The organism is Cupriavidus mimosae (assembly GCF_023952485.1).
GTDB classification, from domain to species: domain Bacteria; phylum Pseudomonadota; class Gammaproteobacteria; order Burkholderiales; family Burkholderiaceae; genus Cupriavidus; species Cupriavidus taiwanensis_C.
The window spans coordinates 902,230-915,994 of record NZ_JALHRY010000001.1; the positions used below are offsets into that span (position 1 = coordinate 902,230).

Sequence of the window (13,765 nt, forward strand, 5' to 3'; positions counted from 1 at the left end):
ATGCCGCAGCAAGCCACGCCCGCACCGGCGCTGGTGGAAGGCGGCGCCGAGCCTTCGGCGACCCACCTGGTGCTGATCCCCAGCTATAACCCCGGCGAGCGCCTGCACGAGGTGCTGCGCGGCGCGCGCGTGGCCTGGACCCCGGTATGGGTAGTGGTCGACGGTAGCACCGACGGCAGCACGCAGTGGCTTCAGGCGCAGGCCGCCGCCGACCCCGGGCTGCGGGTGCTGGTGCTGCCGAGCAACCAGGGCAAGGGCGCCGCGGTGCTGCACGGCATCGAACGGGCCGCGGCGGCAGGCTATACGCATGTGCTGGTGATGGATTCCGACGGCCAGCATCCGGCCCACCTGATCCCGGAGTTCATGGCGGCGTCGCAGCACGACCCCGGTGCGATGGTGCTGGGCCGACCGCGCTTCGACGCCAGCGCCCCGCGCGAGCGGGTCTACTGGCGGCGCATGTCCAATTTCTGGGTCGACGTGGAGACGCTGTGGGCCGGCATCGGCGATTCGCTGTTCGGCTTTCGCGTCTACCCGATCGCGCCCCTGCGTGCGGTGATGCAGGGCAGCCGCTGGATGCGGCGTTTCGATTTCGACCCGGAGGTGGCGGTGCGCTTGTGCTGGCGCGGCGTGCGTCCTGTCAACCTCGACGCGCCGGTGCGTTACTTCGGCCGGCGCGAGGGCGGCGTCTCCCACTTCCGCTACCTGCGCGACAACCTGCTGCTGACCGGCATGCACCTGCGGCTGCTGGCCGGTTTCGTGGGGCGGTTGCCCGTGCTGCTGTGGCGGCGCCTGCAGCGGCCATCAAGCCACCGCTAGCGCAAACAAAAACAGGCCGCACGCGGCGGCCTGGATGCGATGACGCTGTAGCGGCTCGTCACTTGCCCAGTTCGTGGCCGATCACACCACCCACCACGGCGCCGCCGACGGTGCCGGCGGCGCTGCCGTCGGTCAGTTCATGGCCGGCGACACCGCCGGCGACCGCGCCCGCCGCCGTACAGCCGGCCAGCGCCATGCTTGCGCCTACCAGAAGCGCGCCTGCGAGTTTCCACATGATGGTCTCCTGCCTCGTGGCCGGGCCCGCCGCACGACGTCTCGGGAAGACATCGCAGCGGCCGCGGCCCTCATGCGTCCACTTTAGGCGTGTGATGCGGCGCGGCCCTTCCGTGGGGCGCCGATTGGTCTGTAGGAAATGGACGACGGCAGGGTGGCGCGCCCGTGGCCTCAGCCCTGGCCGCTGTGCTGGCGCAGCCGCTTGATCAGCGACGAGGTGTCGGCCCGGCCACAGCCCATCTGCTGCAGGTCGGCGTAGAACTGGTCCACCAGCGCCGTGACCGGCAGGCCCGCGCCGTTGCGGCGGGCTTCGTCCAGACACAGGCCAAGGTCCTTGCGCATCCAGTCCACCGCGAAGCCGAAGTCGAACCGGTTGTCGATCATGGTGGGGCCGCGGTTCTCGAGCTGCCAGGAACCGGCTGCGCCCTTGCTGATCACGTCCAGCACCAGGCGCATGTCCAGGCCCGCGCGCTCGCCGAAGGCGATGGCCTCGGACAAGCCCTGGATCAGGCCGGCGATGCTGATCTGGTTGACCATCTTGGCCAGCTGCCCCGCGCCGGATTCGCCGATGCGGGTGACGGCGCGCGCGTAGGCGCCGATGACCGGCTCGGCGCGCGCAAAGGCGTCGGCGTCGCCGCCGCACATGATGGTGAGGATGCCTTTTTCCGCGCCGACTTCGCCGCCCGAGACCGGGCCATCGACAAAGTGCAGGCCGCGCTCGCCGGCCGCCGCGTACAGCTCGCGCGCGACGTTGGCGCTGGCGGTGGTGTGGTCGACAAAGATGCAACCGTTGGGCGCGCCGAAGAAGGCGCCGTCGCGTCCGGTCAGCACCGCACGCAGGTCGTCGTCGTTGCCGACGCAGGAGCAGACTACCTGCGCGTCGCGCACCGCCTGCGCGGGGGTGGCGGCGGCTTTGCCGCCGAAGCGCTCGACCCAGGCCTGGGCCCTGGCGGCGGTGCGGTTATAGACCGTGACCTCGTGGCCCTTGGCGGCCAGGTGGCCGGCCATATGGAAACCCATGACGCCCAGTCCGAGGAATGCGACACGCATGCTGCTGCTCCGTTGCTTGTTTGATGTCTGGAATCGGTGCGGCGCGACTGCGCCGGTCCCGCGAGTATACGGGCCGGGTGGCGCCGCGGACAGATACAGAACCGCCGGCACCGTGGCATGACAGCCCGTGGGGTCGGCGAGGATCCTGACAAGTCACTAGCGGGTCAGAACCCGCCTACGCCAGCATCCGCCCTTGTCCTATCCCTTGCGCCGCGCACGCTGCCTACATTGAACACAGGTTGCACACCCGAAGGAGCCGACTCATGTCATTCGCGCTATATATCATCGGCCTGCTGGTCCTGGTGGGCGGCATCGCCTGGGGCCTGTCAACGGCCGGACTGGCGCCGGTCTATATCGGCATTGCCTGTCTGATCGTGCTCGGCATCGGCATCATGGCGGCCGTCTCGCGTACTCGCACCAAAGATCCCTCCTGACGCCACGCCTGGCACCCCGCCTTGCGGCTGCGGTCCCGGGGCCATGCCGGGCCCGGCCGCAGCTTCCGTCACGTCGCGCAGCGGCGGGCGCACCAGGCTGGCGTTCCACGCGTGCTGGATCACCTGGGCGATCTGGTTGAACGCTTCCTTGGAATCACCGCCTCCTCGCGCATCGCTTCCAGCGACAGCCGGCCCTTGCGCAGCGCGAACAGCATTAGCAGGCGTCGCTCCAGTCCCACGGTATAGGCGCCAAACTTGCCGCGCATGTCGGCCAGTCCTTCGGCAGCGGCGATATCCGGCGCCGATGGCGATGCCGATGGCCGGGCAGCACCAGCCGTGCCGCGGCCACCTGCACCACGGCGACGATGGCCAGCAGCACGCCGAGGATCAGGATATCGACGATGATGCTCATGCGCCGGTCTCCGGCGCCGCCGCCGGCGCCGCATCCTGCAGCGGCGGGCTTGCCAGCCGCGCGCGCACGGCCGCCGCCAGTTCGGCCGCCGCCGGCGACAGGCTGCGGTTGCGCGCCGTGACCAGGCCGATCGAGCGCTCGGTCACCGGCGCGGTCAGCAGCCGCTCGACAATGCCGGGCTGGCGCACCGTGCCGGCGGCGATCTCGGGCAGCGCGGCCACGCCGAAGCCGCATTCAACCATGGCCGCGATGGTAGCCAGGCGTTCTGCCTCGAACACCGGCTGGAAGCGGATGCGGTTCTGCAGGAAGGCCCATTCCGCATACTGGCGCACGCTGCTGGGATGAGTCATCGACACATGCGGCGCGGCAGCGGTATCGGCCCAGCGCAGCGGGCCCGGGCTGCGCGCCAGCGGGTGCGCCGACGGGATCAGCAGCACGAAGCGGTCCGACAGCAGCGGCTCGTACTGCAAGTCCGCCTGCTGCGGGTTGGCGGCGGTCAGCGCGAAATCCACATCGCCGGCGCGCACCAGGTCGAAGGCCGGCCCGGACAGGGTGTCGAACACCTTCAGCGCGACCTCGGGACGAGCCTGGTGGTAGGCCATCAGCACCCGCGGCAGCACCCGCGCCGCCAGCGACGGCAGCGCGGCCACCGCCACCTGGCCGCGCTCGGCGCTGGCGATGCCGGTCACGGCGTCGATGGCGCCGCGGAACGCCGCCTGCAGCAGCGCAGCCTGCTGCATGAAGACCTGGCCCGCCGCGGTCAGGCGCACGGTGCGGGTGGTGCGGTCGAACAGGCGCACGCCCAGCGCTTCCTCGATGCGCAGGATCTGCGTCGACAGGGCGGATTGCGACAGGTGCAGCTGGCTGGCGGCCTGGCGGAAGTTCAGGGTGCGGCCCAGTACCAGCGTGGTCTCGATGTCGCGCATCGACAGGTTGATGTTCATGGGAGCGGCGGTCCGGCGGCATCCGTGGCCGGACCTCAAGTCGATTGATCTGATTTGGTGATCATTTTATCCAGAGAATCGACTTCTTCAATCAAAGCGGGTTCTCTACACTGGCGGGATGCCAGGAGAAAACATGCCGAACGCTACCCCCGCCGCAACGCCATCCATCCTGAGCCGGCCGGGCGCCACCCATGCCGTGGTGGTGGGCGGCGGCACCATGGGCGCCGATGTCGCCGTGGTGCTGACCCGCGCGATGTGCCGCACCACCATTGTCGAACCCGATGCCGGGCGTGCCGGCGCGCTGCCCGCGCGCGTGCGCACCAACCTCGTCGCAATCGGCCGTGAAGCGGGCGCGGAACGCCTCGCGGTGGCGGCCACGCCCGACGTCGTGGACTGGGCCTCGGTCGACCTGGTGATCGAATGCATTCCCGAGGACCTGGCGCTGAAGCAGGCGCTGTTTGCCGAGCTGGTGGCGCGCGCGCGCCCGCACACGCTGCTGGCCAGCAACAGCTCCAGCTTCCCGATCAGCGCGATCGGCGCCGGCCTGGACACGCGCGAACGCATGCTCGGCCTGCACTTCTTCATGCCGGCGCACCTGGTGCCGCTGGTCGAGGTGGTGATGGGAGAGGCCAGCGACGAGCGCCATGCCGACGTGCTGGCCGCCTTCATGCGCCGCTGCGGCATGGTCCCGGTGAAGGTGCGCAAGGACCTGCCTGGCTTCCTCGCCAACCGGCTGCAGCATGCGCTGTCGCGCGAGGCCTTCAGCCTGATCGACCGCGGCATTGCCTCGCCCGAGGACGTCGACGCGGCGGTGCGCTTCGGCTTCGGCTTTCGCTTCCTGGCGGCGGGACCGGTGCTGCAGCGCGACCACGCCGGCATCGACGTGCATGCAGCCGCCGGCGCCACCATGTACCCGACCTTCTGCAACGACGACCATCCCGCGCGCTGCCTGTCCGAGCGCGCCGCCGACGGCCGCCACGGCATGAAGCGCGGCGAAGGTTTTTACGCATGGACGCCCGAAACCATTGCCGCCGAGCGCGCGCGCTATGACCAACTGCTGCGCGCCGGCCTGGCGCTGATCGCTCCCGAACTGCCCGAGATCCAGCCATGACCGATACCCCATCCCAAGCCGGCACCCGGCCTGTCCCGCAGCGCGCCGCACTGGCCGAATCGCCGCTGATCGTCACCGTGGCGCCCAACGGCGCCTACAAGCGCGCCAGCGACCATCCCGCGGTGCCGTTGACCGCGGCGGCGCTGGCGGCGGAAGCGCGTGCCTGCCTCGATGCCGGCGCCGCCATGATGCATATGCACGTGCGCGATGCCGACGGCCGCCATTCGCTCGACGTGCAGACCTACCGCGACGCGCTGGCGGCGGTCAGGCAGGCGGTCGGCGACGCGCTGCTGGTGCAGGTGACCAGCGAGGCCGCCGGCGTGTACCAGGCCGCCGAGCAGATGGCGATGGTGCGCGCGCTGCGCCCCGAAGCGGTCTCGGTCGGCCTGCGCGAAGTGGCGGTGCCAGAGGTCGCGGACAGCGAGCTGGCGGCGTTCTTCGCCTGGCTGGCGCGCGAACGCGTGATGACGCAGGTGATCCTGTATGACGCGGCCGACGTGCGCCGCTGGCAGCAAATGCGCGCGCGCGGCATGGTGCCGCCGGGCGCGTGGTCGGTGCTGTATGTGCTGGGACGCTACGCGGCGGGACAGGTGTCGTCGCCGCACGACCTGCTGCCGTTCCTGGAGGCCGCGGCCGAGGGCGGCGATGCGCTGCCGTGGGCGATCTGCGCGTTCGGTCGCGAGGAGAATGCCTGCGTGACCGCGGCCGCCGCGTTCGGCGGCCATGTGCGGGTGGGCTTCGAGAACAACCTGCTGTTGCGCGACGGCAGCCGTGCGCCCGGCAACCATGCGCTGGTGGCGCAGGCGGTGCAGGGCGGGCTGACGCTGGGCCGGCCGATCGCGGACGCGGCCGATGCGCGCCGCATCTACGGCGAGGTGCGCTGACGAAGGCGCGCCGCGCGGCGCTTCAATGAGCCGTCAGGGGCTATCAGGCGCCGTCGCTGAAGCTGTCGCGCGGGCCGTTGGGGTTGTGGGCACCGTCGGCGAACGGGTTGCGCGCACCGGTCGCGGTGTGCGCGCCGTCGGTAAAGCTGCTGCGGGTGCCGGTGGCGGCGTTGGCACCGTCGGTGAACGGGCTGCGCGTGCTGGTGATGCCGTGCGCGCCATCGCTGAACGGATCGACGCTGCGCGGCGCGGCTTGCGCGGCGCCGGCAACGCCGGCAATAAGGGCGGTGGCGACAAAGACTTGCCTGAGTGCATGCATGGATCGCTTCTCCGTAAGGTTGCCGGCCCGGAATGGGCGGCGGTGTGGCTAGTCTAGGTGTCGGCCCCCCACACGAGCATGACTGCCACATGACAATGCCGTCATCCCGCGGGCATTAGTCGGCACCGCGAGCACGCCGGAGAAGCTGCCGCCGGGCAAAGGCTGTAGAATCATGGCTGTCCGACCGGCCTGTGGTTCCATCGCCGGTTTTTCATTGCCCGCGGAAATGCAGCGGGCCTCTCACAAGAGTCATGTCCGAGTCTGATTCAGCCAAACTCGCTGCGGTGGCGTGGATCCGCGAGCAAATGGACCGTCATGCCCTGACCCTCGACGACCTGGTCGAGGCCGGGTGCTTCGACAACGTTGCGACGGCATCGGCAGGCGCCGAAGCACCCGCGCCGTCGGCGGCCACCGCCGCGGCGCCGAAGCCCGCGGGCGCGCGGCCGTTGTACCGCAATGCCCTGGGCCAGAGCTGGGACGGGCAGGGCGAATATCCTGACTGGCTGCAGCGGGCGGTCAACGCCGGGCAGTCGATCGAATTTTTCCGCGTCGATTAAGTCGCTGCCAGGTCCCTGCTAATTCCCTGTGCGCGTCGAGCTCAGCAGTGCGGGGGCAGCAGCCGCAGCACCGGCAGCATTGGCAGGATGCCGGTGAATGCCGCCGGCGTGGCCATGGGTGCCACATGAGAGCGGTGCACGAACACCTCGGGCGGCAGTTCGCGCAGCACGTCGGTAGCCGCGGCAGGCTGCGCGGCAGCGCCCGCGGCAGTGTCCTGCGCAGCCTCCGGTTCGCCCAGCTGCAACGGCGCGCCGGTGCCGGCCGGCTCGGCCATCACGCGCACCGCGCTGCCGCCGCAACCCGCGTCGGCGGCGCCGCCGAGCGACGCTTCCGCTGCCAGCTTGGCCGCGACATGGCGGTCCGGCAGCGACAGGCCAGCCGCCTGCACCGCGCCGCACATCCGGGTGTCCGCCGCCGCGGCGCCCGCAGTGGGCAGCGCAAGCAGGGCAAGAGACAGCAACAAGGAGTCAGGCAGGCGCTTCATCGCAGGGAAACCGGCAGAATGGGAGACGATGCGCGCGGGACAGTCGCGCGCACGGGAGGTGAGCGCGCATTCTACCGGTGATTTGCGCTGCCATGCCGTGGCAATGCGTTGGCATGGCGATGACATTTCTGCAATCTTTACCCATTCGCCGCGATCCTCGGCTAGCGTTACGCCATGGCGGCACTGGGCCGCCCGAAAGTGACTGAATCATGCGTATCCTGATTGTCGAGGACGAACCCAAGGCAGGCGACTACCTGCACAAGGGCCTGACCGAATCCGGCTTCGTGGTGGACCTGGCGCGCGACGGCGCGGACGGCCTGGCCCACGCGCGCGAGCATCCCTATGACCTGATCGTGCTGGACGTGATGCTGCCTGGCCTGGACGGCTGGGAGGTGCTGCGCGAACTGCGCCGCGAGCGCGACACGCCGGTGCTGTTCCTGACCGCGCGCGACGAGCTGTCGGACCGACTCAAGGGCCTCGAGCTCGGCGCCGACGACTACATGGTCAAGCCCTTTGCCTTTGCCGAGCTGGTGCTGCGCATCCGCACCATCCTGCGCCGCGGCCCGCTGCGCGAGAGCGAATTCATCGAAGTGGCCGACCTGCAGATCGACGCCATCCGCCGCCGCGTGGTGCGCGCCGGCCAGAAGATCGACCTGACCTCGAAGGAGTTCGCGCTCTTGTACCTGCTGGCGCGCCGGCGCGGCGAGGTGCTGTCGCGCTCGCTGATCGCCTCGCAGGTGTGGGATGTCAATTTCGACAGCAACACCAATGTGGTCGACGTATCGATCCGGCGCCTGCGCGCCAAGGTCGACGACCCGTTCCCACGCAAGCTGATCCATACGCGCCGCGGCATGGGCTATGTGCTGGACGACGGCGACGAGCGGGTGCAGGACGCATGATGCGGCTGCCGTCTTCGCTTACCACGCGGCTGGCGCTGGCCTACGGGCTGGCCACCGCGGCGATCCTGGCCAGCGTGGCGGCCTACCTGTCGAGCGCGCTGTCGGCCCAGCTCGAAGGGCGCGACGAGAGCGAACTGGTGGGCGAGGTGCTGCTGGTGCGCCACCTGCTGCGCGAGGTGCGCAGCGAAGCCGAGATCCGCGCCGATACCCACCGCTTTGCCGATATCGCGATGGGCCACGAGGGCCTGATCCTGGTGGTGCGCACGCGCCAGGGCGAGCCGCTGGTGACGCTGAACCCGCGCAACGAGACCGTGCCGCCGCTGCGCGTGCTGCCGGCCACCACGCAGCCCGAAAAGGGCATGCTGCAGACCTGGCGCCCGAAGAACGGCGTGCCCTCGCGCGGCATTGCCGCGCTGGGCCAGCTGGGCGACTCGGACAAGGCCGTCGAAATCGTGGTGCTGCGCGATGCCGGCTATCGCGTCGCGCTGATCCGCGAGTATCGCCACCAGTTGCTGTGGGCCACGCTGTGCGGCGCGGCGGTGGCCGCCGGGCTGGGCTTTGCGCTGGCGCGGCGCGCGCTGCGCCCGCTGCGGCGCATGGCCGCCGATGCCGCCGCGGTGACCACCAGCCGCCTGGCCACGCGGCTCGACGTGGGCAGCGCGCCGGCGGAGCTGCGCGAACTGGCGGCCGCGCTCAACGACATGCTGGCGCGGCTGCAGGACAGCTTTTCGCGGCTGTCCGAGTTCTCGGCCGACCTGGCCCATGATTTCCGCACGCCGATCAGCAACCTGATCGGGCAGACCCAGGTCACGCTGGCGCAGAGCCGCAAGAGCGCCGAGTATGAAGCGCTGCTCGAGTCCAACCTGGAGGAGTACGAGCGCCTGGCCCGCATGATCGAGAACATGCTGTTCCTGGCGCGCGCCGACCATGCGCAGGTGGCGCTGGACGTGCGCACGCTGGATGCGCGCGAAGAGCTCGACAAGATGGCCGAGTACTTCGAAGCCGTGGCGGCGGACCGCGAGGTGGTGCTGACGGTCTCCGGCTCCGCGCCGGTGGAGGCCGACCAGACGCTGCTGCGGCGCGCGGTGACCAACCTGCTGGACAACGCGCTGCGCCATGCGCCGGCGGGCAGCACGGTGCGGGTCGACGTCGCGCGCGCGCCGATGGCGGCCGGCAGCGCTACGGGCACCAGCATCCGTGTCAGCAACCCCGGTCCGGCGATCCCGCCGGAGACGCTGCCGCATATCTTCGGCCGCTTCTATCGCGCCGATCCGTCGCGGCGCAACTCGGCGGCATCGACCGGGCTGGGCCTGGCCATCGTCGACACCATCATGCGGCTGCACGGCGGCAGCGTGACGGTGCGCAGCGTCGACGGACTGACCGTGTTCACGCTGCAGTTCCCGGCCGAGCCGGTGCCGATGCCCCTGCCTTCCGCCCCCGCCGCCGTATCCTGAGTCCGCTCTTGCACTTGCCTTGCGCGCGCGGATAATGGCGCGCGTGCCGGCCGCCCCTGCTGCGGCGCGTCCGGCAGCAGTTCCATGTCATGCAACCCGATGGACAACCAGGAGAGCAACATGCAGGTGCAACCTTATCTGGACTTCGGCGGCCGCTTCGACGAGGCGGTGGCTTTTTACGGCAAGGTGCTGGGAGCGCAGGTCACGTTTGCGATGCGCTACAAGGACGCGCCGCAGGACCAGGGCATGGCGGTGCCCGATGACTGGAAGGACAAGGTGATGCACGCCAATCTCCAGATTGGCGGGAACCAGGTGATGGCGTCCGACGGCCGTCCCGGCGAGCGCCCGGCTTTCAGCGGCTTCAGCCTGTCGGTAGGCGGGGTCAGCCGCGACGAAGGCCAGCGCATCTTCGATGGCCTGAGCCAGGGTGGCCAGGTAGTGGTGCCGTACCAGAAGACCTTCTGGGCCGAAGGCTTCGGCATGCTGGTGGACCGCTTCGGCATGTCGTGGATGGTCAACTGCGAGCACTAGCGGCCCGCCGCGGCAGGGCCGGCATCACGACGGCCATGCCGCTTGACTCTGTAGCCGCTACAGGGTCTTCAATGTCATCAGGTCAAACCAGCGCGAACAACAAGACATGGCTCGCACGTCACCTGAAGACGCTCTTCCACACGATCACGCCGTACAGCACGATAGGTCGCATGGCGCCTGCCATGCGCATGACCACGATCACCACGGCCACGCTCACGGTCACAGTCACGCCGCCCCGGAACCGGCACCTGCCGCGTGTTGCGGCGGCGGGTGCGCCTCCACCGTCGCGCTGACGCCGCCGGCTCGGGTCGAGATACCGGCCGGCGCAAGCACCGCTGCCTGGCGCATCGACGCCATGGATTGCCCCACCGAGGAAACGCTGATCCGCAACAAGCTGGGCGGCATGGCCGGCATCGCCGCGCTCGAATTCAACCTGATCCAGCGCGTGCTGACGGTGCACCACACGCTGCCGTCGGCGGAGCCGGTGGCCCGCGCCATCGAAAGCCTGGGCATGCGGCCGGTCCCGCTCAGCGCCGAGGCCGCGCAGCAAGTGTGGCCCGAAACCGCCGCACGCAAGCCGTGGTGGCCACTGGCGCTGGCCGGTGTCGCCGCGCTGGGGGCCGAGGCTACGGAATGGCTGGGCCTGGGTTTGCCGTGGCTGCCGGCGGTGCTGGCGCTGGCGGCGGTGGCGCTGGGCGGGCTTACCACCTACCGCAAGGGCTGGATCGCGCTGCGCAACGGCAACCTGAACATCAACGCGCTGATGAGCATCGCCGTGACCGGCGCGCTGCTGCTGCGCCAGTGGCCCGAAGCAGCGATGGTCATGGTGCTGTTCGCGCTGGCCGAGCGCATCGAGGCGGCGTCGCTGGACCGCGCCCGCAATGCCATCCGCGGCCTGATGGCGATGGCGCCGGAACTGGCCACGGTTCGGCGCGCCGATGGCAGCTGGGACACCGTGCCGGCCGCCGGCGTGGCCGTCGGCACGCTGGTGCGGCTGCGCCCGGGCGAGCGCGTGGCGCTCGACGGCAAGGTCGTGCGTGGCCAGTCGGCGCTGGACCAGGCGCCCATCACCGGCGAAAGCGTGCCGGTCGACAAGGCCGAAGGCGATGCGCTCTACGCGGGCTCGATCAACCAGTCCGGCGAACTCGAATACACCGTGAGCGCGCCCGCCAGCGACTCGACGCTGGCGCGCATCATCCACGCCGTGGAGGCCGCGCAGGGCAGCCGCGCCCCCACGCAGCGCTTTGTCGACCGGTTCGCGCGCATCTACACGCCCACGGTGTTCGCGATCGCGCTGGGGGTGGCGCTGGTGCCGCCGCTGCTGGCGGGCGGCGGCTGGGTGGACTGGATCTACAAGGCGCTGGTGCTGCTGGTGATCGCCTGCCCGTGCGCGCTGGTGATCTCGACCCCGGTCACCATCGTCAGCGGGCTGGCCGCGGCCGCGCGGCGGGGCATCCTGGTCAAGGGCGGGGTGTACCTGGAGCAGGGCCGCGAGTTGGCCTGGGTGGCGCTGGACAAGACCGGCACCATCACGCACGGCAAGCCGGCGCAGACCGACCACGCGCTGCTGGCCGGCGATGTCCCGCATGCGCGCGCCATTGCTGCCAGCCTGGCGGCGCGCTCCGACCATCCGGTCTCGCGCGCGGTGGCCACGGCGGCGCAGGCCGACGGCATTGCCACGCTGCCGGTGGAAGCGTTCGAGGCGCTGGCGGGGCGCGGCACGCGCGGCACGGTGCAGGGCGTCGAATACCGGCTCGGCAACCATCGGCTGGTGCATGAGATGGGCGCATGCTCGCCGGCGCTGGAAGCGCGGCTCGAAGCGCTGGAGCGCGAGGGCAAGACCGTGGTGCTGCTGGCGCGGGTGGACGGCCGCGGCGCGGCCACCGCGCTGGCGCTGTTCGCGGTGGCCGACACCGTGCGCGATACCAGCCGCCAGGCAATTGCCGAGCTGCACGCGCTGGGCGTCAAGACGCTGATGCTGTCCGGCGATAACCCGCACACGGCACAGGCGATCGCGGCGCAGGTCGGCATCGACGAAGCGCGCGGCAATCAGCTGCCGCAGGACAAGGCCGATGCCATCGCCGCGCTGGCCGACGCGGCCCATGCCCGCGGCGGCCGCATCGGCATGGTCGGCGACGGCATCAACGACGCCCCGGCGCTGGCGCGTGCCGACGTTGGCTTCGCCATGGGCGCCGCCGGCACCGATACCGCCATCGAAACCGCCGACGTGGCGCTGATGGACGACGACCTGCGCAAGCTCCCGGCCTTCGTGCGGCTGTCGCGCCGCACCGCCACCATCCTCAGGCAGAACATCGCGCTGGCGCTGGGCATCAAGGCCGTGTTCCTGGTGCTGACGGTGCTGGGGATGGGGACGATGTGGATGGCGGTGTTCGCCGACATGGGGGCGAGCCTGCTGGTGGTGTTCAACGGGCTGCGGGTGGGGGCGCGGCGCGGCGGGTGATCATCCGTTGGTTTGCTCCCCTCTCCCGCAAGCGGGAGAGGGGCGGGGGTGAGGGCGGGCGCGTGGCAAGCACTGGGCGTTCGAACTTCGTGGAAGCTCCGGCCCTCACCCCAACTCTCTCCCGCAAGCGGGTGAGGGAGTACACAACGGTCGGCTGGCGCCCGCTTGTCAGCCGGGTGCTGGCTGCACGATCAACTCCCCGCTTCGCCCCGGTATCTCCCCCCACGTCACCGGCAGGCGCGGCAGCGTCGCGCAATCCAGCCCGCGATACCACGTGCCCATCGACACCAGCTCGTGCCCCTGCGCGCGCCAGCCTGCCAGCAGCCGTTCGAACACGGGCGCGAGCTTGCCGCCTTCAAGCTCGGCATGCAGCGTGAACACATGGTCGCGCGTGCCGTCGGTCAGCTTCAGCAGGGCCGTGTGGACGTTGTCCTCGGTCAGGCCGTCGGTGCCGATCAGCTCGTCCAGCGTCGGCAGCGTGGTCGGCATCTGCACATGCCGGCAGGGCACGCCGCCGATGGTGGGGATATAGGGCGCGTCGCCGCGGCCGTCGGACGCGTACGCCATGTCCCAGATGTCGATCTGGCGGAACGCGGTCTCGTTCATCTGCCAGCCGGCGGCGCCGTGCGTGGCCGGGGGCTCGCCGAAGATCTCGCGAAAGCGTGCGAAGGCGCGCTGCATCTGGTCGCGGGTCCAGGCGGCATCGCGCTCGCGCACGTTGTCCTGCCAGTAGACGTGGTCCCAGGTGTGGATGCCGCATTCATGTCCGGCGGCGCGCGCGGCGCGCATCTCGGCGGCACCCTTGCGGCCGATATCCGGTCCGGGCAGCAGCACGCCGTACATCAGCGTGCGCAAGCCGTAGTTCGACACCACCGAGGTGCGCGACACCTTCTGCAGGAAGCCGCGGCGGAACACGCGCCGCAGCGCCCAGCCGGTATGGTCAGGGCCCAGGCTGAACAGGAAGGTGGCCTGTGCCTGCGCGGCCGCCAGCAGCGACAGCAGCCGGGGCACGCCTGCGCGCGTGCCGCGCAGCGTGTCGACGTCGACCTTCAGGGCGATCCGTGCCATGTGCGTGCGTGCTCAGTTGCCGGAATCGACCAGCGTGCGGGCCTCGACCACCTTGCCCCGGTACGCCTCGAAGATGCGGCGCAGCGCCGCTTCCATGCCGATCTCG

At 70.5% G+C, this 13,765-nt stretch carries 15 protein-coding genes and 1 pseudogene; 9 read left to right on the forward strand and 7 right to left on the reverse strand.

The features are described from left to right. Complete coding sequence (locus tag MKD50_RS03930) at window positions 1-816, forward strand: glycosyltransferase family 2 protein (RefSeq protein WP_240070841.1); 816 nt, start codon at window positions 1-3, stop codon at window positions 814-816. A 58-nt stretch (window positions 817-874) separates the two neighbouring features. Here the strand turns inward: MKD50_RS03930 and MKD50_RS03935 are convergent, their stop codons facing one another. After that, window positions 875-1,051 (reverse strand): glycine zipper 2TM domain-containing protein, encoded by a 177-nt coding sequence (locus MKD50_RS03935; protein ID WP_115701144.1) that lies wholly within the window; start codon window positions 1,049-1,051, stop codon window positions 875-877. 170 nt (window positions 1,052-1,221) lie between these two features. Further along, a pseudogene (locus MKD50_RS03940) lies at window positions 1,222-2,109 on the reverse strand (NAD(P)-dependent oxidoreductase); the annotation flags it as partial. A 254-nt stretch (window positions 2,110-2,363) separates the two neighbouring features. Between MKD50_RS03940 and MKD50_RS03945 the strand changes: the two are divergent. Continuing rightward, window positions 2,364-2,534, forward strand: coding sequence for a hypothetical protein (locus MKD50_RS03945; RefSeq protein ID WP_252666461.1), 171 nt, complete (start codon window positions 2,364-2,366; stop codon window positions 2,532-2,534). Between the two features lie 214 nt (window positions 2,535-2,748). Here MKD50_RS03945 and MKD50_RS03950 read toward each other — a convergent pair whose 3' ends face one another. Together MKD50_RS03950 and MKD50_RS03955 are read right to left on the reverse strand one after the other, a co-directional pair. Further along, entirely contained in the window at window positions 2,749-2,946 is a 198-nt protein-coding gene (locus tag MKD50_RS03950) for a hypothetical protein (RefSeq protein WP_252666462.1), read from the reverse strand. Then, window positions 2,943-3,890 (reverse strand): LysR family transcriptional regulator, encoded by a 948-nt coding sequence (locus tag MKD50_RS03955; RefSeq protein WP_240070837.1) that lies wholly within the window; start codon window positions 3,888-3,890, stop codon window positions 2,943-2,945. The genes MKD50_RS03950 and MKD50_RS03955 overlap by 4 nt, the downstream gene beginning before the upstream one ends. Window positions 3,891-4,023: 133 nt before the next feature. Between MKD50_RS03955 and MKD50_RS03960 the strand changes: the two genes are divergently transcribed. After that, window positions 4,024-5,001: a 3-hydroxyacyl-CoA dehydrogenase family protein gene (locus tag MKD50_RS03960; protein ID WP_252666463.1), complete on the forward strand. Its 978-nt coding sequence runs from the start codon at window positions 4,024-4,026 to the stop codon at window positions 4,999-5,001. Continuing rightward, window positions 4,998-5,885 carry a beta-keto acid cleavage family enzyme gene (locus MKD50_RS03965; RefSeq protein WP_115701132.1) on the forward strand — a complete coding sequence of 296 codons (888 nt, stop codon included), beginning with the start codon at window positions 4,998-5,000 and terminating at the stop codon, window positions 5,883-5,885. The genes MKD50_RS03960 and MKD50_RS03965 overlap by 4 nt, the downstream gene beginning before the upstream one ends. A 43-nt stretch (window positions 5,886-5,928) precedes the next feature. Here the strand turns inward: MKD50_RS03965 and MKD50_RS03970 are convergent, their stop codons facing one another. Further along, entirely contained in the window at window positions 5,929-6,204 is a 276-nt protein-coding gene (locus MKD50_RS03970; RefSeq protein ID WP_252666464.1) for a hydroxyquinol 1,2-dioxygenase, read from the reverse strand. Window positions 6,205-6,509: 305 nt separating this feature from the next. Between MKD50_RS03970 and MKD50_RS03975 the strand changes: the two genes are divergently transcribed. Continuing rightward, the gene (locus tag MKD50_RS03975) at window positions 6,510-6,761 is read left to right on the forward strand and encodes an H-NS family nucleoid-associated regulatory protein (protein ID WP_371925271.1); all 252 of its coding nucleotides are present in this window, start codon (window positions 6,510-6,512) and stop codon (window positions 6,759-6,761) included. 41 nt (window positions 6,762-6,802) lie between these two features. Here MKD50_RS03975 and MKD50_RS03980 read toward each other — a convergent pair whose 3' ends face one another. Further along, window positions 6,803-7,246, reverse strand: a complete 444-nt coding sequence (locus MKD50_RS03980) for a hypothetical protein (RefSeq protein ID WP_252666465.1) — start codon at window positions 7,244-7,246, stop codon at window positions 6,803-6,805. Window positions 7,247-7,455: 209 nt separating this feature from the next. On the opposite strand from MKD50_RS03980, the gene MKD50_RS03985 reads away from it, so the two are divergent. The 4 genes from MKD50_RS03985 (at window position 7,456) to MKD50_RS04000 (ending at window position 12,591) form a co-directional block, all read left to right on the forward strand. Further along, window positions 7,456-8,145: a heavy metal response regulator transcription factor gene (locus MKD50_RS03985; RefSeq protein ID WP_018008628.1), complete on the forward strand. Its 690-nt coding sequence runs from the start codon at window positions 7,456-7,458 to the stop codon at window positions 8,143-8,145. Beyond that, window positions 8,142-9,599 (forward strand): heavy metal sensor histidine kinase, encoded by a 1,458-nt coding sequence (locus MKD50_RS03990; protein WP_115701120.1) that lies wholly within the window; start codon window positions 8,142-8,144, stop codon window positions 9,597-9,599. The genes MKD50_RS03985 and MKD50_RS03990 overlap by 4 nt, the downstream gene beginning before the upstream one ends. A gap of 120 nt (window positions 9,600-9,719) precedes the next feature. Continuing rightward, window positions 9,720-10,130, forward strand: coding sequence for a VOC family protein (locus MKD50_RS03995; RefSeq protein WP_252666466.1), 411 nt, complete (start codon window positions 9,720-9,722; stop codon window positions 10,128-10,130). A gap of 355 nt (window positions 10,131-10,485) precedes the next feature. Further along, the gene (locus MKD50_RS04000; RefSeq protein WP_371925272.1) at window positions 10,486-12,591 is read left to right on the forward strand and encodes a heavy metal translocating P-type ATPase; all 2,106 of its coding nucleotides are present in this window, start codon (window positions 10,486-10,488) and stop codon (window positions 12,589-12,591) included. A gap of 168 nt (window positions 12,592-12,759) precedes the next feature. Here the strand turns inward: MKD50_RS04000 and MKD50_RS04005 are convergent, their stop codons facing one another. Then, window positions 12,760-13,659 (reverse strand): polysaccharide deacetylase family protein, encoded by a 900-nt coding sequence (locus MKD50_RS04005; protein WP_252666467.1) that lies wholly within the window; start codon window positions 13,657-13,659, stop codon window positions 12,760-12,762. Window positions 13,660-13,765 lie beyond the last annotated feature (106 nt).

What these genes read in the sequence shown, in the direction of transcription:
- MKD50_RS03950 (WP_252666462.1), bottom strand. Translation starts at nt 2,946, where the DNA reads ATGAGCATCATCGTCGATATCCTGATCCTCGGCGTGCTGCTGGCCATC.
- MKD50_RS03990 (WP_115701120.1), top strand. Translation starts at nt 8,142, where the DNA reads ATGATGCGGCTGCCGTCTTCGCTTACCACGCGGCTGGCGCTGGCCTAC.
- MKD50_RS03955 (WP_240070837.1), bottom strand. Translation starts at nt 3,890, where the DNA reads ATGAACATCAACCTGTCGATGCGCGACATCGAGACCACGCTGGTACTG.
- MKD50_RS03930 (WP_240070841.1), top strand. Translation starts at nt 1, where the DNA reads ATGCCGCAGCAAGCCACGCCCGCACCGGCGCTGGTGGAAGGCGGCGCC.
- MKD50_RS03965 (WP_115701132.1), top strand. Translation starts at nt 4,998, where the DNA reads ATGACCGATACCCCATCCCAAGCCGGCACCCGGCCTGTCCCGCAGCGC.
- MKD50_RS03995 (WP_252666466.1), top strand. Translation starts at nt 9,720, where the DNA reads ATGCAGGTGCAACCTTATCTGGACTTCGGCGGCCGCTTCGACGAGGCG.
- MKD50_RS03960 (WP_252666463.1), top strand. Translation starts at nt 4,024, where the DNA reads ATGCCGAACGCTACCCCCGCCGCAACGCCATCCATCCTGAGCCGGCCG.
- MKD50_RS04005 (WP_252666467.1), bottom strand. Translation starts at nt 13,659, where the DNA reads ATGGCACGGATCGCCCTGAAGGTCGACGTCGACACGCTGCGCGGCACG.
- MKD50_RS03985 (WP_018008628.1), top strand. Translation starts at nt 7,456, where the DNA reads ATGCGTATCCTGATTGTCGAGGACGAACCCAAGGCAGGCGACTACCTG.
- MKD50_RS04000 (WP_371925272.1), top strand. Translation starts at nt 10,486, where the DNA reads ATGGATTGCCCCACCGAGGAAACGCTGATCCGCAACAAGCTGGGCGGC.
- MKD50_RS03935 (WP_115701144.1), bottom strand. Translation starts at nt 1,051, where the DNA reads ATGTGGAAACTCGCAGGCGCGCTTCTGGTAGGCGCAAGCATGGCGCTG.
- MKD50_RS03975 (WP_371925271.1), top strand. Translation starts at nt 6,510, where the DNA reads ATGGACCGTCATGCCCTGACCCTCGACGACCTGGTCGAGGCCGGGTGC.
- MKD50_RS03980 (WP_252666465.1), bottom strand. Translation starts at nt 7,246, where the DNA reads ATGAAGCGCCTGCCTGACTCCTTGTTGCTGTCTCTTGCCCTGCTTGCG.
- MKD50_RS03970 (WP_252666464.1), bottom strand. Translation starts at nt 6,204, where the DNA reads ATGCATGCACTCAGGCAAGTCTTTGTCGCCACCGCCCTTATTGCCGGC.
- MKD50_RS03945 (WP_252666461.1), top strand. Translation starts at nt 2,364, where the DNA reads ATGTCATTCGCGCTATATATCATCGGCCTGCTGGTCCTGGTGGGCGGC.